Origin of the sequence: Pseudomonas sp. NBRC 100443, assembly GCF_030268185.1 — a bacterium.
GTDB classification, from domain to species: Bacteria; Pseudomonadota; Gammaproteobacteria; order Pseudomonadales; family Pseudomonadaceae; genus Pseudomonas; species Pseudomonas citronellolis.
This window is the reverse complement of record NZ_BSQE01000002.1, coordinates 309,868-333,131: the sequence shown is the minus strand read 5'-3', so window position 1 is coordinate 333,131 and position 23,264 is coordinate 309,868. Positions and strand designations below refer to the sequence as shown.

Below are 23,264 nucleotides of genomic sequence, written 5' to 3'. Positions count from 1 at the left end.
ATGGACAGAAATACCCCGGCTCACGATAACAGCCAACAGCAGTCTCCACCCGCGCCCTCGCATGCCGTCTCCCCGGCCGTGCGGCCCGATGTGCCGGGCCAGTTCGATTACGTGCAGACGCGGGTCGTGCCGTTGCGGGCGGAGCATCTGGAACGCAACCGCATCGTCGCCTACAACAAGAACTCGAATATGAGCTGGACCTTCGACCTGCTGCGCACCCAGGTCCTGCAGGCCATGGAGGAAAACGGCTGGCGCACGCTGGCGATCACCTCGCCCACGCCTGAGGCCGGCAAGACGGTGCTGGCCATCAACCTGGCCATGAGCATCGCCCACCACACCACCAAGACTGCGCTGCTGGTGGACTTCGACCTGCGTCGCCCGCGGGTCGGCGCCTGCCTCGACCTGCCGATGGAAAAGTCGCTCAACGAGCTGCTGGCCGGCGAGGCCCGCCTGGAGGACGTGCTGGTCAACCCGACGCTGCCGCGCTTCGTGGTGCTGCCGACCCGCGAGCCGATCCCGCTGTCCACCGAGGTGCTCTCCTCGCCGCAGGTGAGCGAGCTGATCGGCGACCTGCGCGAGCGCTACGACTCGCGGATCATCATCTTCGACCTGCCGCCCCTGCTCAGCTCCGACGACGCCATCACCGTGCTGCCGAAATTCGACTGCGTGCTGCTGGTGGTGGCCAACGGCATGAACAGCAAGAAGGAGATCGAGGACAGCCTCTACCACCTGGCGAACGCCAACCTGATAGGCGCGGTGCTGAACAAGGCCGAGCTGCAGACGCGTACCTACTACTAGGCAGGCGAGGCGGGTAGGCGGGCGGGGTGGGCCATCAGCGCCAGGGGTATTTCCGTTCCCAGTTCCAGGCGTGCGCCAGTATCTGCTCCAGCGAGGCGTAGTGCGGCTGCCAGCCCAGCACCGCGCGGGCCCGGCTTGCGTCGGCCACCAGCCGCGGCGGGTCGCCGGCGCGGCGTGGCGCATCCAGGGTGGCGATCTCGCGGCCGGTCACCCGGCGCGCCGCGTCTATCACCTGTTGCACGGAAAAGCCCTGGCCGTTGCCGAGGTTGAAGGCGCCGCTCGCGCCGCCCGCCAGCAGGTAGTCCAGCGCCTGCGAGTGCGCGCGGACCAGGTCGGCGACGTGGACGTAGTCGCGGATGCAGGTGCCGTCGGGGGTGTCGTAGTCGCGACCGAACACCGTGACCGCCGCGCGCCGCCCGGAAGCGGCCTGGAGCACCAGTGGCAGCAGGTGGGTTTCCGGCTCGTGGCATTCGCCCAGCAGGCCGTCGGGGTCGGCGCCGGCGGCATTGAAGTAGCGCAGGCTCACTGACTTCAGCCCGTAGGCTCGGTCGAAGTCCTCGAGCACCTGCTCGACCATCCACTTGCTGCGACCGTAGGGGTTGATCGGCGCCTTGGGATGCGCTTCGTCGATGGGCACGTACAGTGGCTCGCCATACACGGCGGCGCTGGAGGAAAACACCAGGCGGTTGCTGCCGGCGCGGCGCATGGCCTGCAGCAGCGTCAGGGTCGCCGCGAGGTTGTTCTGGTAGTACTTGCCCGGGTCGCTGACCGACTCGCCAACCTGGATGAAAGCGGCGAAGTGGAACACGGCGTCGAAGCGGTGTTCGGCGAACAGCGCATCCAGCGCCTCCGCGTCGGCGATGTCCAGTTCCAGCGCGGGCCGGCGCGGGCCGGCGGAGAAGTTGTCGGCCACCACCACCGTATGGCCGCCGTCCTGCAAGTGCTTGACCATGTGCGAACCGATATAGCCCGCGCCGCCGACAACCAAACACTTCATATGACGCTCCTGGAAGCTGTTGCTGCGTGTGATCGTCCTGGATCCGAGCGGGCGGGCCCGTCTGGTGGCAATGTGCCGGTGCAAGCCTTGGTGACTCTAGTCAGCTATTTCAGGAACAGCCAGTTGGACATCTGCCGGCCATCGAGCTGGATGGCGTAGCGCCCGTCATGGTAGGGCGCCGGCAATTCCTTTGGCGGCGCATGGGAGCCCTGGCTGAACAGCCTCAGCCCTGGCGGCGCCTTGATGATCAGCGTGCCTTCGATGGGCTCGACATGGAACGGCGTGGACTTGCCGTCGCGGGGCACCGCGCGGGTTCCCAGCGATATCAGCAGTTGCTTCGACTGGCCGAAGGGCGCGCCGTCGAGGCTTTGTACCACCACGCTGGCGTAGGGCGTGGCGAGCTGGACCTGGATGTCGGCGAGGCCGATCGACTTGCCGCCGAGCCAACCGGTGGCCGCCTGGGTCAGCGGCGTGTCGATGGTGTACAGGCCCTGCCGCCAGTCGCGCCTGAGCTGGCCGGTGTCGGAGGTGGCTTCGCCGGCGTCGGCCGGCAGCAGCGACTGGTCCGGGTCGTGCAGCAGCTGCGCGTCGCCGGCCAGCGGGCTGGGTTGCAGCCAGGGCAGCTCCGGAGTCTGCGGCATGGCGATCTGCAGCCGGCCTTTCTCCGCGGCAGTGCGCAGCAGCACGGAGCTGTCCGGGGTGATGGCCTTGTTGAACAGGGTGTCCGGGGTGGGTGCGAAGAGGTAGGTGGTTCCGGCCGGGCGCACGTCTCCGCGGCGGTAGAGCAGGGCGGCGGCGGGGAAGGTGGCGAGCAGCGCAGGGTCGTTGTAGGCGTGCCAGTTGTCCGCCGTTACCCATTGGCCGGTCATCGATTCCTGGCTGTAGGCGTATTGCACCAGCGCGTCCCAGCCCTGGTAGCTGGCGGTTCCGGCGATGTACAGCGGCAGCGAATGGCGGTCGGGCGTCGGGAAGGGCTCGGCGTTCCACTCGGTGACGGTCAGCGGCTTGCCGGCGACCTGGCCGGCGGCGATCCAGTCCAGCAGGTTGGCGCTGGTCAGCGGGTTCTTCTCCAACTGCCCGGGGCCGCCGTAGCTGTGGACGTCGATCAGGTCACCGCTGGTCAGGGCCGGCAGCGCGCTCAGGCCGTTGCCGCCCCAGGTGCTGGTGGTGACGATCGGGACCTTCACCCCCAGGCCGCGCAGGTGCTGGATCATGTCCGCGTCGAAGCGGCGCTCCAGGTCGTTGAGGAACAGTTTGCCGGGGCCCGGCTCCCAGGAGCGCCAGGTCTGGTCCCCGGGCAGCTCGTGCTGGCTGGCGAAGGCCCGGGCCTCGGCCATGTACAACCGGTTGTGCTTGGGCACGCCCTTGTCCGGCAGCAGGGCGTTGCCGAAGTGCTGGGTGATGTCATTCTCGTTGGTGAGCAGCACCGCGGCGATCGCCGGGTCGTCCTTGTAGGCCAGGCCGGTGTAGGCGTTCACGTGGGTCAGGTAGGCCTCGGCGAAGCGCTTCATCGCCTGCTGCATGGTGATGTTGACGTAGGCGTAGCCCTTGAGCCCGGCATAGCCACCTTCATCCTTGTCCAGCTCGTCGAAGCCGTAGATGCCGTCGTTGGCGGTGACTCCCCGCCCGACGTGCATGTCCAGCCAGACGTAGATGCCTTCGTCCTTCAGGCACTTGATCCACCAGTCGAGCTTCTTCAGCGAGTCCGGGTCGAGGTGCTGGGTGTCGCGGATGAGCCGGCTGTCGCCGAAGATGTTCGGCAGCACCCAGGGCGAGTCGTGGTGGTGCAGGCGCACCAGATTGAAGCCCAGGGCCGACAGGCGCTTGGCCTGCTGCCGAATCTCCTCGTCCGGGGTGCCGAACAGCGTATAGGCCGAGAGGTTGGTGCCCCAGAAGCGCACCGGGGTGCCGTCGGCGAAGCGCAGCTGTTCGCCGTCGGCCTGGAGAAAACCGTGCTTGCCCGCGGGCGTTTCCCCGGCGTTAAGGAACGACAGGTCGACCGGCGAGGTGCGCCAGTCGACCCGGTCGTCCGGCCACTGTGTCGGGTCGGCCAGGCCGAAGCGTTCGGCAAGGGTCGGGCCCAGCGCCACGTCGCCGGCCAGGCTGAGCACTGCCTTGTAGCGCTGGCGGCCGGGCCTGATGCTGCCCTTGTAGAAGAAGGTGCGCACCTCGGAGCGGTTGCCGCGCTCGAAGTACAGGCTCGCCAGCGCCGGCTCGAAGCGCATCTCGATGCGCCGCCCCTGGCCGTCCTTGCCCCAGGACCAGCCGCGGTTGCCGGGCAGCAGCTGCGGCTCGCCCATTTCCCCGAACAGCGCCGGGTCGAAGTTGAAGATCAGGCCGCCGCCGATCACACCGGTATGCAGCTTGTGCGCGTCGAGGTCGATGTTCCAGGTCAGGGTGTGTTCGTCGGTCTTGCCGATGTCGGCGGTCAGGTCGAAGTCGAGTGCCTGGGTGCTGCCTTTCAGGGTATAGCTGTAGGGGCCGTTCACCTGGAAGCGGGGGGCCAGGTAGACCCAGGCCCAGCCGGCCCCCCAGAAGTTGAGCGAAGCGCCGACCACGGTGCCGCCGCCGCGGGTCACCAGCGGCAGGCCGCTGCGGTCGTCGACGCTGGCGCTCCAGTCCGTCGCCCAGGCGCCGAACGACAAGGCCAGGCCCAGCAGGGCCGGGAGCCGCGCGAGGGTGCGGCGAAGTGCTGTGCTCATGGGGTTTGCCCGGGGCGAAGGTTGCTGTTCGTCGCCACGGCGACCGTTGCGCTGCGCGTGCGCCTGACGCGGCTCGCCATCTGGATGTAGGCCACGCCCAGCCCGCCCACCGACCAGTACACCACCGGGATGACCGTGATGCTGCTGACGGTGAAGATGATCACCAGTATCCCGCCCAGGGTCGCCAGCAGCGTACGCCCGAGCCGGCACATTTCATCGTCCTTGTCGGGGAACCCGCGCATGGCCTTGAAAATACCCAGCGCGACCGTGGCGAAGAACGCCACGAACAGCGCCAGGCCCACGAGGCCGAACTCCAGCGCCAGGCCAATGTAGGTGTTGACGATGTCGATGATGCCCTGGCCCTGGATCATCGATTGCATCTCGGGGGTGTTGCGGTAGTCGAAGGAGCCCAGCCAGGGGTTGCGCTGGATGACGATCAGCGAGTTGTCGATCAGGCGTTCGCGGTAGGTGATGTTGTCCTTCTCCAGGGTGCCGATGAAGGGCAGCATGTCGATCAACTTTTCCCCGCCGGGCAGCACGGCCAGCAGCGGAATCGCCAGCACCCCGGCGAGCGCCAGGAGCATCAGGCGCTTGACCGCATTGCGGCCGGTGGCGAGGTAGCCGGCGATGATGACCCCCACGCCGATCCAGGGGCCGCGGGACATGGGCGCGAACAGCCCGCCGGCCAGCAGCAGGGCGCCCAGCCGCCGCAGCAGGCGGCTGCGCACGTAGCCCTGGAGGAACAGGTAGAAGCCGATGGTCACGCTGATGACGTAGCCCAGGGCGATGGCCTGGCCGGTGGAGGCGCTGGCGCGTAGTGAGCCGCCGCGGTCCAGATAGCTGCTCATGTCCCACTGCAGGCCCAGGGCGCCGATCAGCGAACTGTATAGCAGCCAGTGCCGGGCGAACTCGAAGACGCCGATGAGCGAGAGCAGCAGGCCTGCGAGCACGAAGCCCAGCAGAGCGTCCTTGAAGTCGCCGACTGTCCGCAGTGCGCGGCTGGCGAGGTAATAGGGGAGGAAGACATCGGTGAACAGGTAGAGCGACTGGCGCAGGGTATCGGTGAGCGTGGTTTCGCGGAAGTAGAGCAGCGCGGCCAGCAGCAGGCTCGCCAGCAGCAGCAGGTCGGGCAGGGTGCGCCCGAAGGAAACGGCATCGGCCTGTCTGCCCGAGGTGAGGAGCGCGGGCAGCAGCACGCACAGCGTCAGCAGGCGGACATAGTTGAGGTCCAGGAGATAGTTGACCAGGCCGAAGCCGGGCACCGCTATCGACGTCGGCGGGATAAGGAACAGCAACAGGAAGAACAGGGCCATGGGGTTGTGCTCACGTCGCTGGGCGACGACCAGCAGGGTCGCGGCGATGCCGGCGAAGGCCCAGAAGTTCGGCGAGAGGAAGGCCAGCAGCGTCAGCACGAACCACAGGTTGCGCCGCCGTGCAAAGTCACCGGAGGGGATCAGGTCCGCGGCGGCGCGGCGGGCGAGGGTGAAAACGGCGATGGCCAGAACCAGAATGACGACCAGTGCACGATAGTGTTCAGGCATGGGCTACGGGGACCTGATCCCTGGTGGGCGACGGCTAGCGACATGGCAAATTGAGACTATAGTCACTTCCTAGTGACCGGCTCGGGAAATGATGCTTATGTCTTCGATTGGGTTGTCGCCCTCCGTGAGCCTTCGCCGGCGGGCCATGTCAGCCGGGATGTGGAACATCGGGGCGCTCATCGCTTCCCAGGTGATCCGTCTGGGCGGCAACCTGATCATCTCTCGCCTGCTGGTGCCGGAAATGTTCGGCATCATGGCCATCACCACCACGGTCTCGGTGCTCCTGCATCTGTTTTCCGATGTCGGCCTGCGGCAGAACATTGTCCAGAGCCCCCGTGGCGACGACCCGGTCTTCCTCAATACCGCCTGGACGGTGCAGATTCTGCGCGGCTCGGTGCTTTTCGTCCTGACCCTGGTATTGGCCCTGCTGGCCTGGGGCAGCCAGGCCATCGAGCTGTGGCCGGCGAATTCCACCTATGCCGCACCGGAGCTGCCGCTGGTGCTGGCGGTGACCGGCATCGGGGCGATCATCTCCGGCTTCCAGTCGACCAAGGGCGACCTGGCGGTGCGGACCTTCCAGCAGAAGAAGGCGGTGCTGATCGATCTGGCGTCGCAGCTCGCCGGCCTGGTGGTGATGCTCGTGCTCGGCTACCTCACCCGTTCCATCTGGTCGCTGGTGGCCGCAGGGCTGATCGGCAACCTGGCCTACGTGATTCTCAGCCACCTGCTGTTCCAGGGGCCGGACAACCGCCTGCAATGGGACCGCTCGGCCCTCCAGGAACTGGTGGCCTATGGGCGCTGGATTCTGTTGTCCTCGGCCGTGGGGGTGCTGGCCATGTACGGCGACCGCATCTGGTTCGGCGGCAGCATGACGGCCAGGGAACTGGGGGTCTACTCGATCGCGGCACTGTTGGTCGGGGCCTTGCAGACCGCGCTGCTGAGGCTGGTCAGTGCGGTGGCGTTCCCGGCCTTCTGCGAGGCTGCCCGCAGCGATGACAAGGTCAGGCTGCAGGCCTTGTACTACCGCTTCCGGCTGCTCTTCGACGTGACCCTGCTGTTCGGCTGCGGACTGTTGCTGGTCATCAGCCCGCTGCTCATCGGCTGGCTGTACGACGCCCGTTACGCTGAGGCCGGCCGCACGCTGGCCATTCTGTCGCTGTCCTTCTTCGTCCTGCGCTACACCCTGGCGCATCAGGTCTGGCTGGCCCTGGGACTGACCAAGTACCAGGCCATCGACAACATCATCCGCGTCGTTTCGTTGTGGACGCTGCTGCCACTGTCGCTGGCCATCGGCGGGGCGGACTACGCGATCTGGGGCGTGGCTCTGCATACCTTGCCCACCCTGGTGCTGATCGTCTACGTCAATCGCCAGCTGGGCATCTTCAGCCTGAAGCGTGAACTGGTCGTGTTGCCGATGCTGGGGGTGGGGGTGTTGTGTGGCGAGCTCGTCATGGGGCTCGCCAAATGGCTGTGAGCGGGAGCGCCGGACGACCGATGCCACGGAAGGCCGGAGGCGGGTAGCAGGTTGGTGTCGATGGGGCGGGTGCCTACATCACTTCGACGGGGGCAGGGGGTCATGAGAACAATGAATGTCGGCGCTTCGCTGCTCGCTCGCAGGGACTTTCTCCGAGCCTGCGCGCTGTTGGGCCTGGGGGGCGCGATGGCCGGGCTTTCCCGGGGCGCGGCAGGCCAGGCCGCCGCCGAGCCCGGATTCGTCGTCATCAACGGCTGGGTGCTGCCCGCCGCGTATTTCCGGACGGCGAAGGCATGATAAAGGACTATCAGTCGCAAAAGGATTTCCGCGACACCTATGACTTCTGCATCCTCGGTGGCGGGCCAGCGGGCATCACCCTGGCGTTGCGCCTGGCCGGGGCGGGCTGGAGCGTGGTGCTCGCCGAGGGCGGCGGGCGCGAGTATTCGCAGCGCTCGCAGGCGCTCTACCAGTGCACCACCTCGGGCCTCGACGCCTTCCCCGAGTCGACGCGCCTGCGCTTCCTCGGCGGCACCTCCAATCACTGGGCCGGGCGCTGCCGTCCATTCGAGCCGTCCGACTTCGCCGTGGCGCCGCCAGGCGACCTGCCCGGCTGGCCGATCGCCTTCGCCGAGATCGAGCACTACCTGCCGGCGGCCATGGCCATCGTCGATCTGCCGCCGGGCACCAGCTTCAAGGCCATCAACACGCAACTGGACGGTGGCGAATTCAGCGCCGACTGCTTCCTGCTCAGCCCGCCCACGCGCTTCGCCCAGAAGTACGACAAGGCATTGCGGGAGGCCCGCGGGCTTGATCTCTTCATCAACTGCAATTGCGTCGACCTGGTGTTCGATCGCCAGGCGGGGCGGGTGACTGCCGCGCTGGTGTCCGATTACGACCTGCACCGGCAGCCGCTGAAGGCTCGCCAGTACATCCTGGCGATGGGCGCCATCGAGAATGCCCGGCAACTGCTCAACAGCCAGTCACTGGTGGAGGGCGGGGTGGTGAGCCGGGACGGGCTGGTCGGGCGCTGCTTCATGGAACACCTGAACATCGAGCTGGGCACATTCATCCTGCGCGACGGGCAGAGCCGGGAGCCACGCCAGTACTACACCACCGACGCCTTCGTGCTGGCGCGACACGCGGGCAAGGGCAACGTGTCCATGACGGTGCTGTCGGAGGTGAAGGCCTATGGCAGAACCGCGGAGATCAAGGACTTTCTCGAAACCCTGACCTGCGAGATAGGGGTAGCGCACAAGATCGACTACATAGCCAAGTTCAACTGCCCGGGCGACGGTGTCATCAGCACCATGATCGAGCAGTTCCCCAATCGGCAGAGCCGCGTCTCGCTGATCGAGGAACGGGATGAGCTGGGGATGCCCAAGGTCAACGTGAATTGGCAGCTCAGCGCCGATGACAGGAACACCATCAGGTCCATAGGGCTGGAAGTGGCCAAGGGGTTCGCCGAGACGGGCGCTGGCTTCGTCAAGCTCAACGACTACGTCTACGACTTCTCGGTGCCGCTGAAGCTGATTCCGCATGCCCATCACATGGGCACCACCCGGATGGCCGCCTCGGCGGATGTCGGCGTGGTCGACACCAACTGCAAGGTGTTCGGCACCGACAACCTCTATGTGGCGGGCAGCAGCATCTTCTCCACGGGCGGCGCCTCCAATCCGACGATGCCGCTGCTGCAGTTCGCCCTGCGTCTGGCGGACCATCTCGATCGCAAGATGAGGACAGCCATGCCGGGTAGCGCCTGAACGCGGTTGCACGTGGGAAGTATCGATGGCGCGGTCCGCAGCAGGCGGCCGAGGCCGGCAGGGACCGAGCGGGTATCCGGCTCTGGTGCAGTTTCACAGCGGTAAGCTTGGGAGGCAGGATGAATCGATGGCTGAGGAGCGCTTTGACCTACTTCGCCATGTCGACGGGGCGTGGACGCTCGCTCTACAAGATGTTGTGCAGGCCCGATGGCGTCGAATGGGCCAGGTACCTGGCGCGCTGGGGTTCGCTGCATTCGATGGGCGACAGCGTGTACATCAGCAGTGGCTGCAACATCACCGACCCGTCGCTGGTGCGGCTGGGCAACAACGTCGGCCTGTCGGACTGCACGCTGTTCGGGCATGACGGCGTGGTGCTGCTGTTCGAGGCCTGCTACCAGGTCAAGCTCGACTCGGTGGGCGCCATCGATATCCGCGACAACAGTTTCGTCGGCCACGGCGCCATCATCATGCCGCGGGTGACCATCGGCCCGGACTCCATCGTCGCCGCCGGCGCCATCGTCACCAGGGACGTTCCGCCCGGCACGGTGGTCGGCGGCAACCCGGCCAAGGTGATCTGTACCACCACGGAACTGCTGAAGAAGGTCGAGGAGCGTTGCGCGGACTACCCGTGGATGGATCTCATCCGCCAGCGCCGGGGCTGTTTCGACCCGGTGCTGGAGCCGACGCTGGCGGCGATGCGGGCGCAGTACTTCTTCGGCGGAGGGGCCAATGAATAGCAAGCCCTTGGACGTGCTGATCGTCAACTACAACACCGCGGCGCTGCTGCAGCCGATGTTCGACGCGCTGCGCCAGGCGGACGCAGCGAACCAGGCGAGCTTCCTGGTGGTGGACAACGCCTCCGCCGACGATTCGCTGCAGCGCCTGGCCGAGGTCTGTCCGGAGGCGCTGCTGGTGGCCAACCCGACCAACGTCGGCTTCGGCCGCGCCAACAACCAACTGGTCGAGCACCTGCAAGGCAAGTACGCACTGCTGCTCAACACCGACGCCTTCCTTTCCGCCGACACCCTGGCCAAGACCCTCGACTATATGGAGAACCACCCCGAGTGCGGCGTGCTCGGGGTGCGCCTGGTGGGGCGCGACGGGGTGCTGCAACCCTGCTGCCGCTACTTCCCGACGCCGCTGAACATCTTCGCCGTGCGCACCGGGCTGGGCCGTTTCCTGCCTGGCCTGCGGATGGTCGACGACATGTCCTGGGACCACGCCTCGGTGCGCGAATGCGACTGGCTGCCCGGCTGCTACTACCTGGTCCGCCGCGAGGTGATCGAGCAGATCGGTCTGTTCGACCCGCGCTACTTCCTCTATTTCGAGGAAGTGGACCACTGCAAGCGGGTCAAGCAGGCCGGCTGGAAGGTGGTGTACTACCCGCACACCACCGTGGTGCACATCGGCGGCGAGAGTTCGAAGTCGAACGCCGGGGTGGAGTCGACCGGCCGCCAGGTCTCGACGATGCAGATCGAAAGCGAGCTGCTGTACTTCCGCAAGCACCATGGCGTGGCCGGGCTGGCGCTGCACATGTTGCTGGTGAGCCTGGGCGACGCCATCCTTGTGCTCAAGGCGCTGATCAAGCGCCGTTGGTCCTCGGTGGCCTGGGCCTGGCGGCATACCCGGACCACCTGGGGGCTGCTGTTCGACACCCGTTTCGCCAGCCGGCCGACACGCTAGGGGGCAGCATGTTCGAGAACATCCGCGCCGACTTGCGCGCACACGGCGGCGACTGGGCCGCCCAGGGTTTCTGGGTGATGCTGGTGTACCGCTTCGGCCGCTGGCGCTACGGGGTCCGCCCGGCGCCGCTGCGCAAGCTCCTGTCGTTCCTCTACAAGGTGCTGTTCAAGCTGGTGCAGATCCTCACCGGGGTGGAGCTGCCGTGCGAGGCGGTGGTCGGGCGCAACTTCGTCATCGACCATTTCGGCGGCATCGTCGTCAGCGGTTACGCGCGCTTCGGCGACGACTGCCGCATCCGCAACGGCGTGGTGGTCGGCCTGAAGAACGTCGGCAAGCCGATCGCCCCGGTGTTCGGCAACAACGTCGACATCGGCGCCGGGGCCAAGGTGCTGGGCGATATCCGCATCGGCAACAATGTGGTGATCGGCGCCAACGCGGTGGTGCTGGTGGACGTGCCGGACGATTCGCTGGCGGTGGGGGTGCCGGCTACCGTCAGGCCCCGGCGCTCGGGCGGGGAGCCTGGCAACACCCGGGAGGCATTCGATGCGGCGTCGCGCTGAGCGGACCAAATCAGTGGCCGAGGGTGCTGCCAAATGAACGTCTCGGGCAATGGCATCGGCGTGGTGGTCATCGGCCGCAACGAAGGTGCGCGCCTGGAGCGCTGCCTGGTGTCGCTGACCGGTGGGGCGGACAAGGTGGTGTACGTCGACTCCGGCTCAACCGACGGCTCGCTGCAAATGGCGCAAGGCCTGGGCGTGGAGGTGCTGGCGCTGGACCTCGCGCTGCCGTTCACCGCGGCGCGGGCCCGCAACGAAGGCTTCGCCCGCCTGCGCCAGGGTTTCCCGGCGTTGCGCTACGTGCAGTTCGTCGATGGCGATTGCGAGGTGGTCGCGGGCTGGCTGCCCAGCGCCCGGGCCTTTCTCGACGCGCGCCCGGAGGTGGCGGTGGTGTGCGGCCGGCGCCGCGAGCGCTTTCCCCAGGGTTCGATCTACAACTGGCTGTGCGACCTGGAATGGGACACGCCGGTGGGCGAGGCCAAGGCCTGCGGCGGCGACGCCCTCATGCGCGCCGAGGCTTTCGCAGCGGCCGGTGGCTACCGCTCACAGCTGATCGCTGGCGAGGAGCCGGAACTGTGCGTGCGCCTGCGCGCGGCCGGCTGGAAAATCTGGCGCCTGGACCGGGAAATGACCCTGCACGACGCCGCCATGACCCGCTTCGGCCAGTGGTGGCAACGCAGCCTGCGCGGCGGCTACGCTTTCGCCGAGGGCGCCGCGCTGCACGGCGCGGCGCCGGAGCGGCACTGGCTGCGCGAATCGCGCCGCGCCTGGTTCTGGGGCCTGGGCCTTCCGCTGGCGAGCCTGCTCGGCGTGGCGCTGCTGGGCTGGCCCGGCCTGCTGCCGCTGCTGGCCTACCCGCTGCAGGTGCTGCGCCTGGCCCGGCGCGGCGGGCATTCGGCGAGGGAGAACTGGCTATGGGCGTTCTTCCTGGTGCTGGGCAAGTTTCCCGAGATGTGCGGACAAGTGAAGTTTCTCCTGAACCGGCTCGGCGGCGGCAAGGCCGCGCTGATCGAATACAAGTGAGATGCCCATGACCTGGTGGCCGATAGCCAAGAGCCTGTTCACCCTGCACCCGGGGTACTCCCTGCGGGCGCTGAACAACAAGTACAAGCTGACGGTGCTGGTGGTACGCCAGTGGCCGGGCCTGCGCGCCTACCTCGCGCGGCTGTCGAACGCCCTGGGCGCCGGTGGCCTGCGGCGCCTGGGGGAGGACTGCGTCGGCGTCGTGCAGTGGCCCTACATCAGCCGGCTGTGGGAGGCGCCGGTGCGCTTCGACGTGCTGGCCTCGCATTACGAAGAAGTGGCGCGGCACCACCGGCAACTGTTGCTGCTGGGACGCGACGAGCGCCTGGTGCTGTTCGACCTGGCGGCCTATTCCGCCGGCTGCACCCTGGTGCTGGACCGGCCCTTCTGGTTCATGCGCGAAGGGGAGCTGGTGCTGAACCTGTTTCAGGGCGAGCTGCGGGTGGCCTCCCTGGCGTTCACCCTGTGCCGCCTCGAGGGCGAGCTGTGCATCTTCATCGGCGCCGTGCAGGGTATCCACAAGGGCGTGGACAGCGAGCGCTCGCTGGAGATCTACCGGGTGCTGACCAAGGACTTCGAGGGGCTGCGGCCACGGAGCCTGCTCATCGAAGTGCTCAAGTGCCTCGCCCGGCATGTCGGTGCCACCCGGTTGTACGCGGTGGGCGACGGCTACCGCCATCATCGCCACCCGTACTTCGGTGCGGAGAAGGCCAGGGAGCTGCCGACCGACTACGACGCGATCTGGCGGGAGCACGGCGCGACCCCTTCCGAGCGCGAGGACTTCTTCGCCATGCCCCTCGCCGTGTCGCGCAAGCCGGTGGAGGAGATTCCCTCGAAGAAGCGTGCGATGTATCGCCGCCGGCATGAACTGCTGGAGCAGATATTCGCCCGCGTGGAGGCCGCGCTGCCGGTCAACGCGCGGGCCGCCACGGAGCCTTGGCAAGGGACTGTCCAGGCCGCCGGCCCGACGCCCTGAAGCGCGCCGGGGGGCAGGGCGGAAGCGGCGGCGTGGCCTCGATTGACCTTTGGACCGGCTGTACTAACTTGGGGTGGGGAAATTCAGCGCGATGACCTTCGACTCGGCGCCCATGCGCATCACATATTTCATCAACCAGTACCCCAAGGTGAGCCACAGCTTCATTCGTCGCGAGATCCTGGCGCTGGAGCGCCAGGGCTTCGAGGTCCAGCGCATCGCTCTGCGCGGCTGGGACGCCGAACTGGTGGACGCCGAGGACGTCGCCGAGCGCGAGAAGACCCGCTACGTGCTGCGTGACGGCGTGCTCGGGCTGTTGCGCCCGCTGCTGCAAGCGCTGCGCGCCGAGCCACGGCGCTTCCTGGCCAGCCTGTGGCTGGCGCTGCGGATGGGCCGCCGGGCCGACCGCCCCTGGCCCTACCACCTCATCTACCTGGCCGAGGCCTGCTGCGTCGTGCAATGGACGCGGGCCTTCGGCGGTGCGCACGTGCATGCCCACTTCGGCACCAACTCCGCCGAGGTGGCGATGCTCGCCAACGCCCTCGGCGGGCCCGCGTACAGCTTCACCGTGCACGGCCCGGAGGAGTTCGACAAACCGCAGTTCATCCACCTGGGCGAAAAGGTCCGGCGCGCGGCCTTCGTCGCCGCGGTCAGCTCCTACGGCCGCAGCCAGCTGTTCCGCTGGGTGGCGCACCGTCACTGGGCCAAGGTCAAGGTGGTGCACTGCGGACTGGAGCGGGTGTTCCACGAGGTGCCGGCAGTGCCGGCGCCGGCGTTGCCGCGGCTGGTCTGCGTGGGCCGGCTGTGCGAGCAGAAGGGCCAGTTGCTGCTGCTGGAAGCGGCGCGGCGGCTGGCCGAGCGAGGGCTGGCGTTCGAGCTGGTGCTGGCGGGCGATGGCGAGATGCGCGCGGAACTCGAAACCCTGGTGGCCCGCCACGGCCTGCCGGCCCAGGTGCGGATCACCGGCTGGATCAGCAGCGCCCAGGTGCGCGAGGAAATCCTCGCGGCGCGCGCCCTGGTGCTGCCCAGCTTCGCCGAGGGCCTGCCGGTGGTCATCATGGAAGCCATGGCCCTGCGGCGCCCGGTACTGACCACCGCCGTGGCAGGCATCCCCGAGCTGGTGCGGCCGGGGGAGAACGGCTGGCTGTTCCCTGCTGGCTCGGTGGAAGAGCTGGCGGCGGCCATGGCCGACTGCCTCGGGCAACCACCGGAGGTGTTGCAGCGGATGGGCGAGGCAGCCCATCGGCGGGTGCTGGAGCGTCACGACATCGATACCGAAGCGGCCAGGCTGGCTGGCTTCTTCCGGACGCCGGCATGAGCGCCCTGCTGGGGTGGCTGCTGGGCGCCGTGGTGCTGCTGGCCTGTCTGCCGCTGTCGGTGTTCCTCGCCCAGGTGCTGCTGGCCTGCCTGCCGGCGGCGTGGCCGGCGCCGCCGCCGAAGCGGCCACGGCCGAAGCTGGCGGTGCTGGTGCCGGCGCACGACGAGTCCTCGACGATACAGGCGACGCTGGCCGGCCTCCGCCCGCAATTGCGCGATGGCGACCGCCTGCTGGTGGTGGCGGACAACTGCACCGACGACACCGCCGCGCTGGCCCGCGCCGGCGGCGCGGAAGTGCTGGAGCGGCGCAACGGGCAACTGCGCGGCAAGGGCTACGCGCTGGACTTCGGCATCCGCCACCTGGCTGCGGACGCGCCGGAAGTGCTGGTGATCGTCGATGCCGACTGCCTGGTAGGCGAGGGCGGCATCGAACGCCTGGCGCTGCGCTGCGTCCACGCCGGGCGTCCGGCGCAGGCGCTCTATCTGATGCACGCGCCGGAGGGCGCGGGGCTGAAGGTGCGGATAGCCGAGTTCGCCTGGCGCGTGAAGAACCTGGTGCGGCCGCGGGGCTGGGCGCGGCTGGGCCTGCCTTGCCAACTGATGGGCACCGGCATGGCCTTCGTCTGGCGCGACCTGGCGCTGGTCGACCTGGCCAGCGGTCATCTGGTCGAGGACCTGAAGATGGGCCTGGATTTCTGCCGTCACGGCAAGCCGCCGCTGTTCTGTCCCGAGGCGCTGGTGAGCAGCCGTTTCCCCGGCAGCGATGAAGGCCTGAAGGCCCAGCGCACGCGCTGGGAGCATGGCCACCTGGGGGTGCTGCTCGGCGACGCGCCGCGGTTGCTGGCGGAGGCGCTCGCGCAGGGCAACGGCAAGCTGCTGGCCATGACCCTGGACCTGCTGGTGCCACCGCTGGCCCTGCTGAGCCTGGCGCTGGCCGGGCTGTTCGGCCTGTGCTGGCTGGTCTTCCTGCTGGGCGGCGCGTTGGCCCCGGCGCTGCTGGCCAGCGTCGCCCTGGTGGCGCTGGCCGGCGCCGTGGTGCTGGCCTGGAGCCGCTTCGGCCGGGGGCTGATCGCGTTCTCCGTGCTGCTCTATGCGCCGTTCTACGCGCTGCGGAAAATCCCGCTGTACCTGGGCTTCCTGATCCGCCGCCAGGTCGACTGGGTGCGCTCGAAGCGGGACGACGGCTGATGCGCGCCCCGGCCTGGCGGAACCACTGGCGAGCCATCCTCGGCAAGCTCCGGGTAGTGGCCAGCCCTGGCGAGGAGCAGCGCCTGCTGGAGGCGTTGAGCGCACCGGGGGCGTCGGCTGTGCTCGGCTTCGTGAACGCCCACGCGATGAACCTGATGGCGGACGACATCGAGTTCTACCGGGCGTTGTCGGCCGCCGACGTGCTGCTGCGCGACGGCAGCGGCATGGCCATCCTGTTCCGCCGCGCCGGCCTGGAACCGGGGTTGAACATGAACGGTACCGACCTCATTCCCAAGCTGCTGGCGGCCTTCGCCGGGCGCCGCGTCGCGCTCTGGGGCACCGAGGAGCCGTACCTGGGGAAAGCCGCGCAGCAGTGCCAGGCGCTGTACGGGGTGCAGGTGGTGTCCGTGCAGCACGGTTTCGCCGAGGCCGGGACCTACCTGGCGCTCGCCCGCCAGACGCAGCCGGAGTTGGTGCTGCTGGGCATGGGAATGCCCAGGCAGGAGGCCATCGCCGCCAGGCTGGCCGCCAGCGGCCAGCCGTGCCTGATCGTCTGCGGCGGAGCGATCCTGGACTTCCTCGGCGGCAAGGTCAGCCGCGCGCCGGGCTGGCTGCGGCGCCTGGGCTGCGAATGGCTGTTCCGCCTGCTGCGCGAGCCGCGGCGCCTGTTCGCCCGCTACGTGCTGGGCAACCCGCTGTTCCTGCTGCGCACCCTGGCCTGCGGACGTGCGGCGGCAAAGGATGGCTGAGTGAACCACCACCTGCGGATTGTAGTGCTACATTGATATCAAGCGTGCCGGAGGACCGGCTTCCGTACCCAACGGGTGGCGCCAGCGGCCTTGCGGGGACCGGCATCCGGCGCCGGGCGTGGCTCGGGTGGTCGACAGGTCAGGGAGGATCTTCCCGGATGTACTCAGTACTTCGCTGTCACTCTCCATATGCTCATTACGCGGCTCCGGCTGCCTCTCGCCCCCGCTTTAGCGGCGGGCGTCGGGACGCTTGCGAGGGGTTGGCCGGTGCGCCGGCTGTCGGTGGGAAAGCGTTCGCTGTCTCGAATCAGTGAGGTCGACCGATGATTTTCGAGCCCAGGAGCAGCCGTTCCCTGCTGCAGCGCCGCAGCAGCATCAGCAACGCCATCCAGGCCGGCCTCGACGGCGTGGCCGTGACCGGTTCCGCCTGGCTGCTGATCTACTACCACATCGGCTACATGACGTCGGACTACGTCATCATGCTGCTGTTATTGCTCGGCGCGCTGGCGGTCATCTACGACCACTACGCGATCTACCGCAGCAACGTCCGGCTCTCGGTCAAGGCCTTCAAACTGTTCAAGGCCTGGTCGGCGACTTTCTGCTTCCTGGTGGTCATGGCCTTCCTCACCAAGCAGAGCGAGCAGTATTCCCGGCTGCTGGTGGGCGAGCTGTTCGTCATCGGCTACGCGGTACAGCTGTTCCTGCACTTCGTCGTGCGCGAGGTGCAGAAGAAATTCCTGGCGCTGCCTTCGCGCCTGGAGAACGCGCTCATCATCGGCGGCGGCGAGCTGGCCAGCTTCCTGCAGCAGAAAATCAGCAACAATCCCTGGCTCGGTGAAAGGATCGTCGGCTGCGTGCTGATCGACAAGGACGCGGCGGGCGCCGGAGAGGGCTTCGAGGGGCTGCCGCGGCTGAACGTGCTGGGGGATCTCTCCGACCTCGACGAGATCATCGCCCGGCACGCCATCCGCACCGTGTACTTCGTCACCCCGCTGGAGGGCTCCGAGGTCATCAACACCGTCTACCTGAAGCTGCTGGACAAGTACATCTCCATCAACTGGGTGCCGGACATCTTCTCGCTGCGCCTGATCAACCACAGCGTGCGGGAGATCGCCGGGATTCCCGTGCTGACCCTCTCCGAAACCCCGCTGATGGGCACCGGGCTGTTCCTCAAGACCCTCGAGGACAAGGTCCTGGCTGCGCTCATGCTGCTGTTCGCGGCGCCCTTACTGCTGCTCATCGCCCTGGCCATCAAGCTCGACAGCCCGGGCCCGGTGTTCTTCCGCCAGGAGCGCAAGGGCTGGAGCGGCGAGGTGTTCCGCATCTGGAAATTCCGCAGCATGTTCGTCCACGAAATGGAGGACGGCGTGGTCAGGCAGGCGCAGCGCAACGACCCGCGCATGACCCGCGTCGGAGCCTTCATCCGCCGCACCAGCCTGGACGAGCTGCCGCAGCTGTTCAACGTGCTGGCGGGCGAGATGTCCCTGGTTGGGCCGCGCCCGCATGCGATCCAGCACGACGCGCAGTATTCGCAGGACATCACCGACTACTTCGCTCGGCACAACATCAAGCCGGGTATCACCGGCCTTGCGCAGGTGCGGGGCTTCCGCGGGGAAACCCGGGACATCGAGCAGATGATCCAGCGCGTCGACTCGGATATCGAGTACATCAACAACTGGTCGGTATGGCTCGACTTCATCATCCTGGTGCGCACCCTGTTCGCCTTCACCGGCAAGCAGGCCTATTAGGTTTCCTTTTGGATTTACGCAGGCGAGCCTATTTGTCTGGCGTCAAAAAAACCAACTTTCCGGGTTGCCGATAATGCAACTTTCGATTGAGAAAGAGTGCTGCGTGGCAATATTCATTTCCTTCGAATTACCGCGCCGAAGCAGGAAAGTTGACGCCATAAAATAGATGACCGAGGTTGCCACCGGACCGCTTGCAAAGTCTCTAGCCAGCATCTTTACTCGACCTGGACCGTAGATGTTACTGAATGTGACGTTGTCGAGTATTTCTCTTGTCAGAATCAAGTTAGGTTAATTGAAGTTTCCCTTCGATCTTTTCCGTTCTTCCAGATGGATAACTCACAGGAAGTCGATGAAGAAATGAAAGAGAACCTGGCGATATTGATCCGGAAACTCATCCCGCCCTCCCTGCGCTATGAGATAAGGAGCGCCCTGACCTGGTCGCGGGACATTCTCGGGCGCGCCTGTTTCTGGCGCTGGGAGGTCTCCCGCTTCCGTCTGCAGAACGACAGCGACTACGAAGTCCTCTACGTCGGGCGGAAAACCCGGCGCGACATGGCCAAGCTGCTGATCGGCGGCAAGCCCCTGGCGAGCGCCGAGGAAGGCGGGGAGGGCGCGGCTACCGAAGCCTCGTCCCATGTGGTGGTGGTCAGCGAAATGCCCAGCGCCGGCGCACTGTCGGTGCCGCACTACCTGAGCGCGGTGGTCCCCCTGGGGCGCCCCCTGGAGGAGATCACCGCCCAGTACGACGGCGAGCTGCGCCGCAACCTCCGCAAGTGCCGGCCGCTGTACCGCATGCAACAGGCGCTGACGGACGAGCAGATCGACCGCGCCAACCGCGAGATGCTCCAGCCCTACGCCCAGGCGCGGCACGGGGCATTCACCAAGCAGTTCGACACCAACGACCTGTTCCGCATCGCCAAGACCGTCGGCCGGCTCGACCTGATACTCAAGGGCGACGACGTCGTCGCCTGTCACTTCGGCTGCGTGATCACCCGGGCCGGGAAGCGCTACTGGAGCACCCTGCGCTTCGGCTACCCCGAGGCGGTGTTCTCCGATGCCAAGCGGTTGCGCGAGGTCAACTCCATCACCACCTTCTTGGCGCTGGAGTGGGCCATCGAGAATGGCTTCGACTACTACGATATCGGCCACTGCCTGGCCCGGCCGGACGACGGGCTATTGAAGTGGAAGCGCCGCCGCGGCGGCGACATCGATACCCTGGGCAACCACGCCTACATGTTCGTGCGCCTGCCCAGGACCGGAAGGGCCCAGTTCCTCTGGGATTCACCGCTGTTCGCCGTGGAAGGCAGGAAGCTGACCCTGCACCTGGGCCTGCCCGACGGGCCGAGCGACGAAGAGATCGTCGAGCGCTATCGCGAAATGGTCTTCGGCGGGCTGTTCAAGATCTACCTGTATTGCACGGCGAATCCGCGCGAGCGACTGCTGGAGAGCCTGCGCGAGCGCTATGCGCACTTCCAGTCGCCGCCGATCATGGAAAGAATTCCCTCCAACTGAGCAGCACCATGCCCGGGGAACCCGCCCGCGGCCTGGCCATCGGTCGTGTCACCGAAGGATGGTCCCACCATGCAAAGCGATACCTCGCAAGCCGGTGCCGCGGTACGTTTCGCCGGCAAGAACTGGAGCCTTGCCGCCTACTGGCATATCGCGCGGAGACGGCTGGCGCGAAAGCAGTCGGAAAACCTCAAGAGCGTGGCAGCCAAGTCCTGGGACATCGCCCCGCGCGAGACCACGCCGGCGCCGCCGGCCTTCTTCCTGCCCAACCAGTGGGAGCGCGTGACGGGATGGGAAGAGAAGCTCTTCTTTCCCTACGAGCACCCCCGGCGGACCATGGAGGGCCTGGGCAGCATGGAGCAGCATCCGACGCGGGGCTACCTAATCAAGGACGTGTTGATGATCGACGGGACCCTCTACAAGGACGGCGCGAGCTTCTGGCTGTCCTCCACCCGTCCGCGCTGGCTGCCGCGGATCAGCGTGGAGAGGGAAGTCGACCGTGGGGCGGTCTATTGCTCGCCCTATGGCAACCGCTGGTTCGGCACCTGGCTGGCGGAGGACTGCCTGACCTATGCGCTGGCCCGCGACGAAGGCCTGCCGGTGACCATCGCACCTTCGGCCAGGTACCCGCTTTACCCCCAGATGCTGGATTACGAGGCCTGGCTGGACATGCAGCCGACACGCCTGCACAGCGCGTTCTTCCGCGAGCTGGTGCTGTTCGACGACTTCGGCCACAACAGCCACCAGCATCTGCGCTACCGGGCGATGGGGGAAAAGCTGCTCGCCCACGTGAACTACCAGGCGCACCCCGGCGTCTTCATCTTGCGCGGCGAGACAGGCGACCTGCGCCTGCTGGTCAATGAAATGGAAATCGCCGAACACCTGCGCAAGCACCGGGGCTTCCGCATTCTCGACCCGACGAAGAGCGACCTGCCGACCATAGTGGCGACCTGCGCCGGGGCCAGGGTCGTGGTGGGCGTCGAGGGCAGCCAACTGGTGCATGGCGTCAACGTGCTGCCGCCAGGCAGTGCGGTGCTGGCGTTGCAACCGCCGAACCGGTTCGTGTGCTTCTACAAATACCTGACGGACCGTGACCACCAGCATTTCGGCTTCGTGGTCGGGACGCCCGAAGGCGAAGGCTTCAGGATCGACCTGGAAGAGGTGGAGCGCACGCTGGACCTCTTCCCCGCATGAGCCGGTAGCTGAGCCTCGGCAGGCGCACCCTGGGGACAGGAAAGCGCCGGCGCAGGATGGGTGGGGCACCAAGCGATACCCATCCTACGAGCGCTTCGGCGCGCCGTAAGCCAATCAGGCAAACACGAAATACTTGCGCACCGTCTCCACCACTTCCCAGGTGCCTTTCAGCCCCGGCTCGATGACGAACACGTCGCCGGCCTTCAGGTGCACCGGCTGCTCGCCCTCGGGGGTGATGATGCAGTAGCCGTCGAGGAAGTGGCAGTACTCCCACTTCTCGTAGTTCACCTCGAACTTGCCGGGGGTGCAGATCCAGGTGCCCATGATCTTGCTGCCGTCCGCCGAGGTGTAGGCATTGAGGTTGACGGTGTGCGGGTTGCCGCCGATGCGCTTCCACTTGGTGGCATCCAGCACGGGGGTGGGGCAGGTTTCGCGCAGTACGGTGATGAAGTCGGACATGACAGCTCCAGGTCGGTGGGATGTGGCCCGCCACCATAGGGGCAACGGCCACGCCGGAGTTGCCTGGATTCGACGCCGATGTGCCTGGAAACGCTGCGGCCTTGACCCGTGGCAATCCATGCGAGGGGTGTTCCTGTATTCATTGTGCGAATCCTGCCGCCGGTAGGTTTGAAACCTGGCGATTCCTTGCCTACACCTAAAAGCGAGCCAGACTGTTGCAGCGACGCTGCGCAGCCGGGGAGTAGGGCACGCCAAATACGTCAAACGACCAAGGAACGACATCCATGACAAGCAAACTGCTCGGCAAGAGTGCGATCTTCGCGGTTCTCGGCGCCGCCAGCCTGTTCGCCCAGGCGGACCAGGCCGGGGGCAACGGCTGCGGTTGGGGCAACATGCTGTTCGAAGGGCAGCGCGGGTTGTTCCCGCACCTGCTGGCTACCACCACCAACGGGACTTCGGGCAACGCCACCTTCGGCCTGACTTCCGGCACCAACGGCTGTAACTCCGATGCGCGGCTGGGGTATGGCGGTCGTTCGATCTTTGCCATGAACGGCATGCTCGACAACATTGCCGAGGATATGGCCAAGGGGCATGGAGATGCGCTGGATGCCTATGCCACCCTGCTGGGGGTGCAGGCTCAGGATCGTGCGCATTTCGCGCAGGTTACTCAGCGGCACTTTGGGGAGATCTTCGCCAGTAAGGATGCGACCGGGGAGCAGGTCTATGCCAACACCTTGGCGGTGATGCAGCGTGATCCGACGCTGGCGCGCTATGCCAAGCAGCCTGCCTGAGGTTCGCGTAACGAGGCTGTTCACTTAAGAGAGAATGCCGTTTCTCTTCATGGGGGAAACGGCATTTTCATGTGGGGTGGGGCTAGGGCTTCGATTTTTAACTCGTCATTCCCGCGAACGCGGGACGCGGCTCCATCGCGAACAGCGCTTGCGCTGGCCCGAAGGGGAATAACCCAGTTGCCTTCTTGCTCGGTGTAACGCGCCGCTCCGAGTCTGCGGACATTTCTCGTTTCGCCCCCTCGGGCGAGTCCCTTTTGTCAATCGCCACAAAAGGAACCAAAAAGGCTTGCCCCGACATACGGGCCCGATGGAGCCGGGCTACCCTCGCGAATTCCCCCGCCACGGAGGCCCGCCCCGAGGGTACGTCCCTGTAGCCCATCGGGGCTCTCGCGACATCCATGTCGCATGACCTCCTGAGCGCGGGTTTCGTTCGGCCTTCTGAAGGGGCACTCCGGTGCGCTCGGATATTCCTCTGGAAATCCTGCTCTTCGTAGGAGCGAGCTTGCTCGCGAACCCCGCAGTCACTGGGTTATTCCCCTTCGGGCCAGCGCAAGCGCTGTTCGCGATGGAGCCGCGTCCCGCGTTCGCGGGAATGACGGGGATAGATAGGTGCTTCAGGATAACTCTGGATTCTCCCTTCGCTGAGGACAGCCCCCTCTCCCTTCAGGGAGAGGGTTGGGGAGAGGGCGCTCTTGAAGCCAGCGCCTACGCCACCGGCAAACCCCGTTCGCGAGCAAGCTCGCTCCTACAGTCATGATGGCATCGGTGTATCGGCCAACGGCGTATAACCGCGAACGGTTA

At 66.7% G+C, this 23,264-nt stretch carries 20 protein-coding genes; 16 read left to right on the top strand and 4 right to left on the bottom strand.

The genetic code is table 11. The features are described 5' to 3' along the window. Complete coding sequence (locus QSJ95_RS03605; protein ID WP_285640124.1) at positions 1-798, top strand: CpsD/CapB family tyrosine-protein kinase; 798 nt, start codon at positions 1-3, stop codon at positions 796-798. Between the two features lie 34 nt (positions 799-832). Here QSJ95_RS03605 and galE read toward each other — a convergent pair whose 3' ends face one another. The 3 genes from galE to QSJ95_RS03590 all read right to left on the bottom strand — a co-directional run bounded on the left by galE (position 833) and on the right by QSJ95_RS03590 (position 6,038). Further along, complete coding sequence (gene galE / locus QSJ95_RS03600; protein ID WP_064583218.1) at positions 833-1,795, bottom strand: UDP-glucose 4-epimerase GalE; 963 nt, start codon at positions 1,793-1,795, stop codon at positions 833-835. Positions 1,796-1,899: 104 nt separating this feature from the next. Continuing rightward, positions 1,900-4,497, bottom strand: coding sequence for a glycoside hydrolase family 5 protein (locus QSJ95_RS03595; RefSeq protein WP_285640120.1), 2,598 nt, complete (start codon positions 4,495-4,497; stop codon positions 1,900-1,902). Next, positions 4,494-6,038: an O-antigen ligase family protein gene (locus QSJ95_RS03590; protein WP_064583216.1), complete on the bottom strand. Its 1,545-nt coding sequence runs from the start codon at positions 6,036-6,038 to the stop codon at positions 4,494-4,496. The genes QSJ95_RS03595 and QSJ95_RS03590 overlap by 4 nt, the downstream gene beginning before the upstream one ends. A gap of 97 nt (positions 6,039-6,135) precedes the next feature. Between QSJ95_RS03590 and QSJ95_RS03585 the strand changes: the two genes are divergently transcribed. The 14 genes from QSJ95_RS03585 to QSJ95_RS03520 all read left to right on the top strand — a co-directional run bounded on the left by QSJ95_RS03585 (position 6,136) and on the right by QSJ95_RS03520 (position 21,213). Beyond that, positions 6,136-7,512 carry an oligosaccharide flippase family protein gene (locus QSJ95_RS03585; RefSeq protein ID WP_285640117.1) on the top strand — a complete coding sequence of 459 codons (1,377 nt, stop codon included), beginning with the start codon at positions 6,136-6,138 and terminating at the stop codon, positions 7,510-7,512. Between the two features lie 102 nt (positions 7,513-7,614). Then, entirely contained in the window at positions 7,615-7,809 is a 195-nt protein-coding gene (locus QSJ95_RS03580) for a hypothetical protein (protein ID WP_064585068.1), read from the top strand. Then, positions 7,806-9,272: an FAD-dependent oxidoreductase gene (locus QSJ95_RS03575; protein WP_064583214.1), complete on the top strand. Its 1,467-nt coding sequence runs from the start codon at positions 7,806-7,808 to the stop codon at positions 9,270-9,272. The genes QSJ95_RS03580 and QSJ95_RS03575 overlap by 4 nt, the downstream gene beginning before the upstream one ends. Before the next feature lie 119 nt (positions 9,273-9,391). Further along, on the top strand, positions 9,392-10,009 hold the full coding sequence (locus QSJ95_RS03570) for an acyltransferase (RefSeq protein WP_285640111.1): 618 nt from the start codon (positions 9,392-9,394) through the stop codon (positions 10,007-10,009). Next, positions 10,002-10,955 (top strand): glycosyltransferase family 2 protein, encoded by a 954-nt coding sequence (locus tag QSJ95_RS03565; RefSeq protein ID WP_285640110.1) that lies wholly within the window; start codon positions 10,002-10,004, stop codon positions 10,953-10,955. Before QSJ95_RS03570 ends, QSJ95_RS03565 begins: the two co-directional genes overlap by 8 nt. Before the next feature lie 8 nt (positions 10,956-10,963). Beyond that, positions 10,964-11,515, top strand: a complete 552-nt coding sequence (locus QSJ95_RS03560) for a serine O-acetyltransferase (protein WP_064583211.1) — start codon at positions 10,964-10,966, stop codon at positions 11,513-11,515. 33 nt (positions 11,516-11,548) lie between these two features. Then, positions 11,549-12,535 (top strand): glycosyltransferase family 2 protein, encoded by a 987-nt coding sequence (locus QSJ95_RS03555; protein ID WP_285640109.1) that lies wholly within the window; start codon positions 11,549-11,551, stop codon positions 12,533-12,535. A gap of 7 nt (positions 12,536-12,542) precedes the next feature. After that, a complete protein-coding gene (locus QSJ95_RS03550; protein ID WP_082936927.1) occupies positions 12,543-13,511 on the top strand; it encodes a DUF535 family protein in 969 nt (322 codons plus the stop codon). A gap of 112 nt (positions 13,512-13,623) precedes the next feature. Then, positions 13,624-14,826 (top strand): glycosyltransferase, encoded by a 1,203-nt coding sequence (locus tag QSJ95_RS03545; protein WP_285640320.1) that lies wholly within the window; start codon positions 13,624-13,626, stop codon positions 14,824-14,826. Next, on the top strand, positions 14,823-16,013 hold the full coding sequence (locus tag QSJ95_RS03540; RefSeq protein WP_064583208.1) for a glycosyltransferase family 2 protein: 1,191 nt from the start codon (positions 14,823-14,825) through the stop codon (positions 16,011-16,013). Before QSJ95_RS03545 ends, QSJ95_RS03540 begins: the two co-directional genes overlap by 4 nt. After that, complete coding sequence (locus QSJ95_RS03535) at positions 16,013-16,762, top strand: WecB/TagA/CpsF family glycosyltransferase (protein WP_064583207.1); 750 nt, start codon at positions 16,013-16,015, stop codon at positions 16,760-16,762. The genes QSJ95_RS03540 and QSJ95_RS03535 overlap by 1 nt, the downstream gene beginning before the upstream one ends. Before the next feature lie 323 nt (positions 16,763-17,085). Then, positions 17,086-18,510 (top strand): undecaprenyl-phosphate glucose phosphotransferase, encoded by a 1,425-nt coding sequence (locus QSJ95_RS03530; RefSeq protein WP_285640100.1) that lies wholly within the window; start codon positions 17,086-17,088, stop codon positions 18,508-18,510. Positions 18,511-18,867: 357 nt separating this feature from the next. After that, entirely contained in the window at positions 18,868-20,022 is a 1,155-nt protein-coding gene (locus QSJ95_RS03525; RefSeq protein ID WP_064583205.1) for a GNAT family N-acetyltransferase, read from the top strand. Between the two features lie 69 nt (positions 20,023-20,091). Further along, positions 20,092-21,213: a glycosyltransferase 61 family protein gene (locus QSJ95_RS03520; RefSeq protein ID WP_285640094.1), complete on the top strand. Its 1,122-nt coding sequence runs from the start codon at positions 20,092-20,094 to the stop codon at positions 21,211-21,213. A gap of 114 nt (positions 21,214-21,327) precedes the next feature. Here QSJ95_RS03520 and QSJ95_RS03515 read toward each other — a convergent pair whose 3' ends face one another. Beyond that, complete coding sequence (locus tag QSJ95_RS03515) at positions 21,328-21,672, bottom strand: cupin domain-containing protein (protein WP_285640091.1); 345 nt, start codon at positions 21,670-21,672, stop codon at positions 21,328-21,330. 284 nt (positions 21,673-21,956) lie between these two features. Between QSJ95_RS03515 and QSJ95_RS03510 the strand changes: the two genes are divergently transcribed. Further along, positions 21,957-22,463 (top strand): DUF3015 domain-containing protein, encoded by a 507-nt coding sequence (locus QSJ95_RS03510; RefSeq protein WP_009622065.1) that lies wholly within the window; start codon positions 21,957-21,959, stop codon positions 22,461-22,463. The last annotated feature ends 801 nt before the right edge of the window (positions 22,464-23,264 follow it).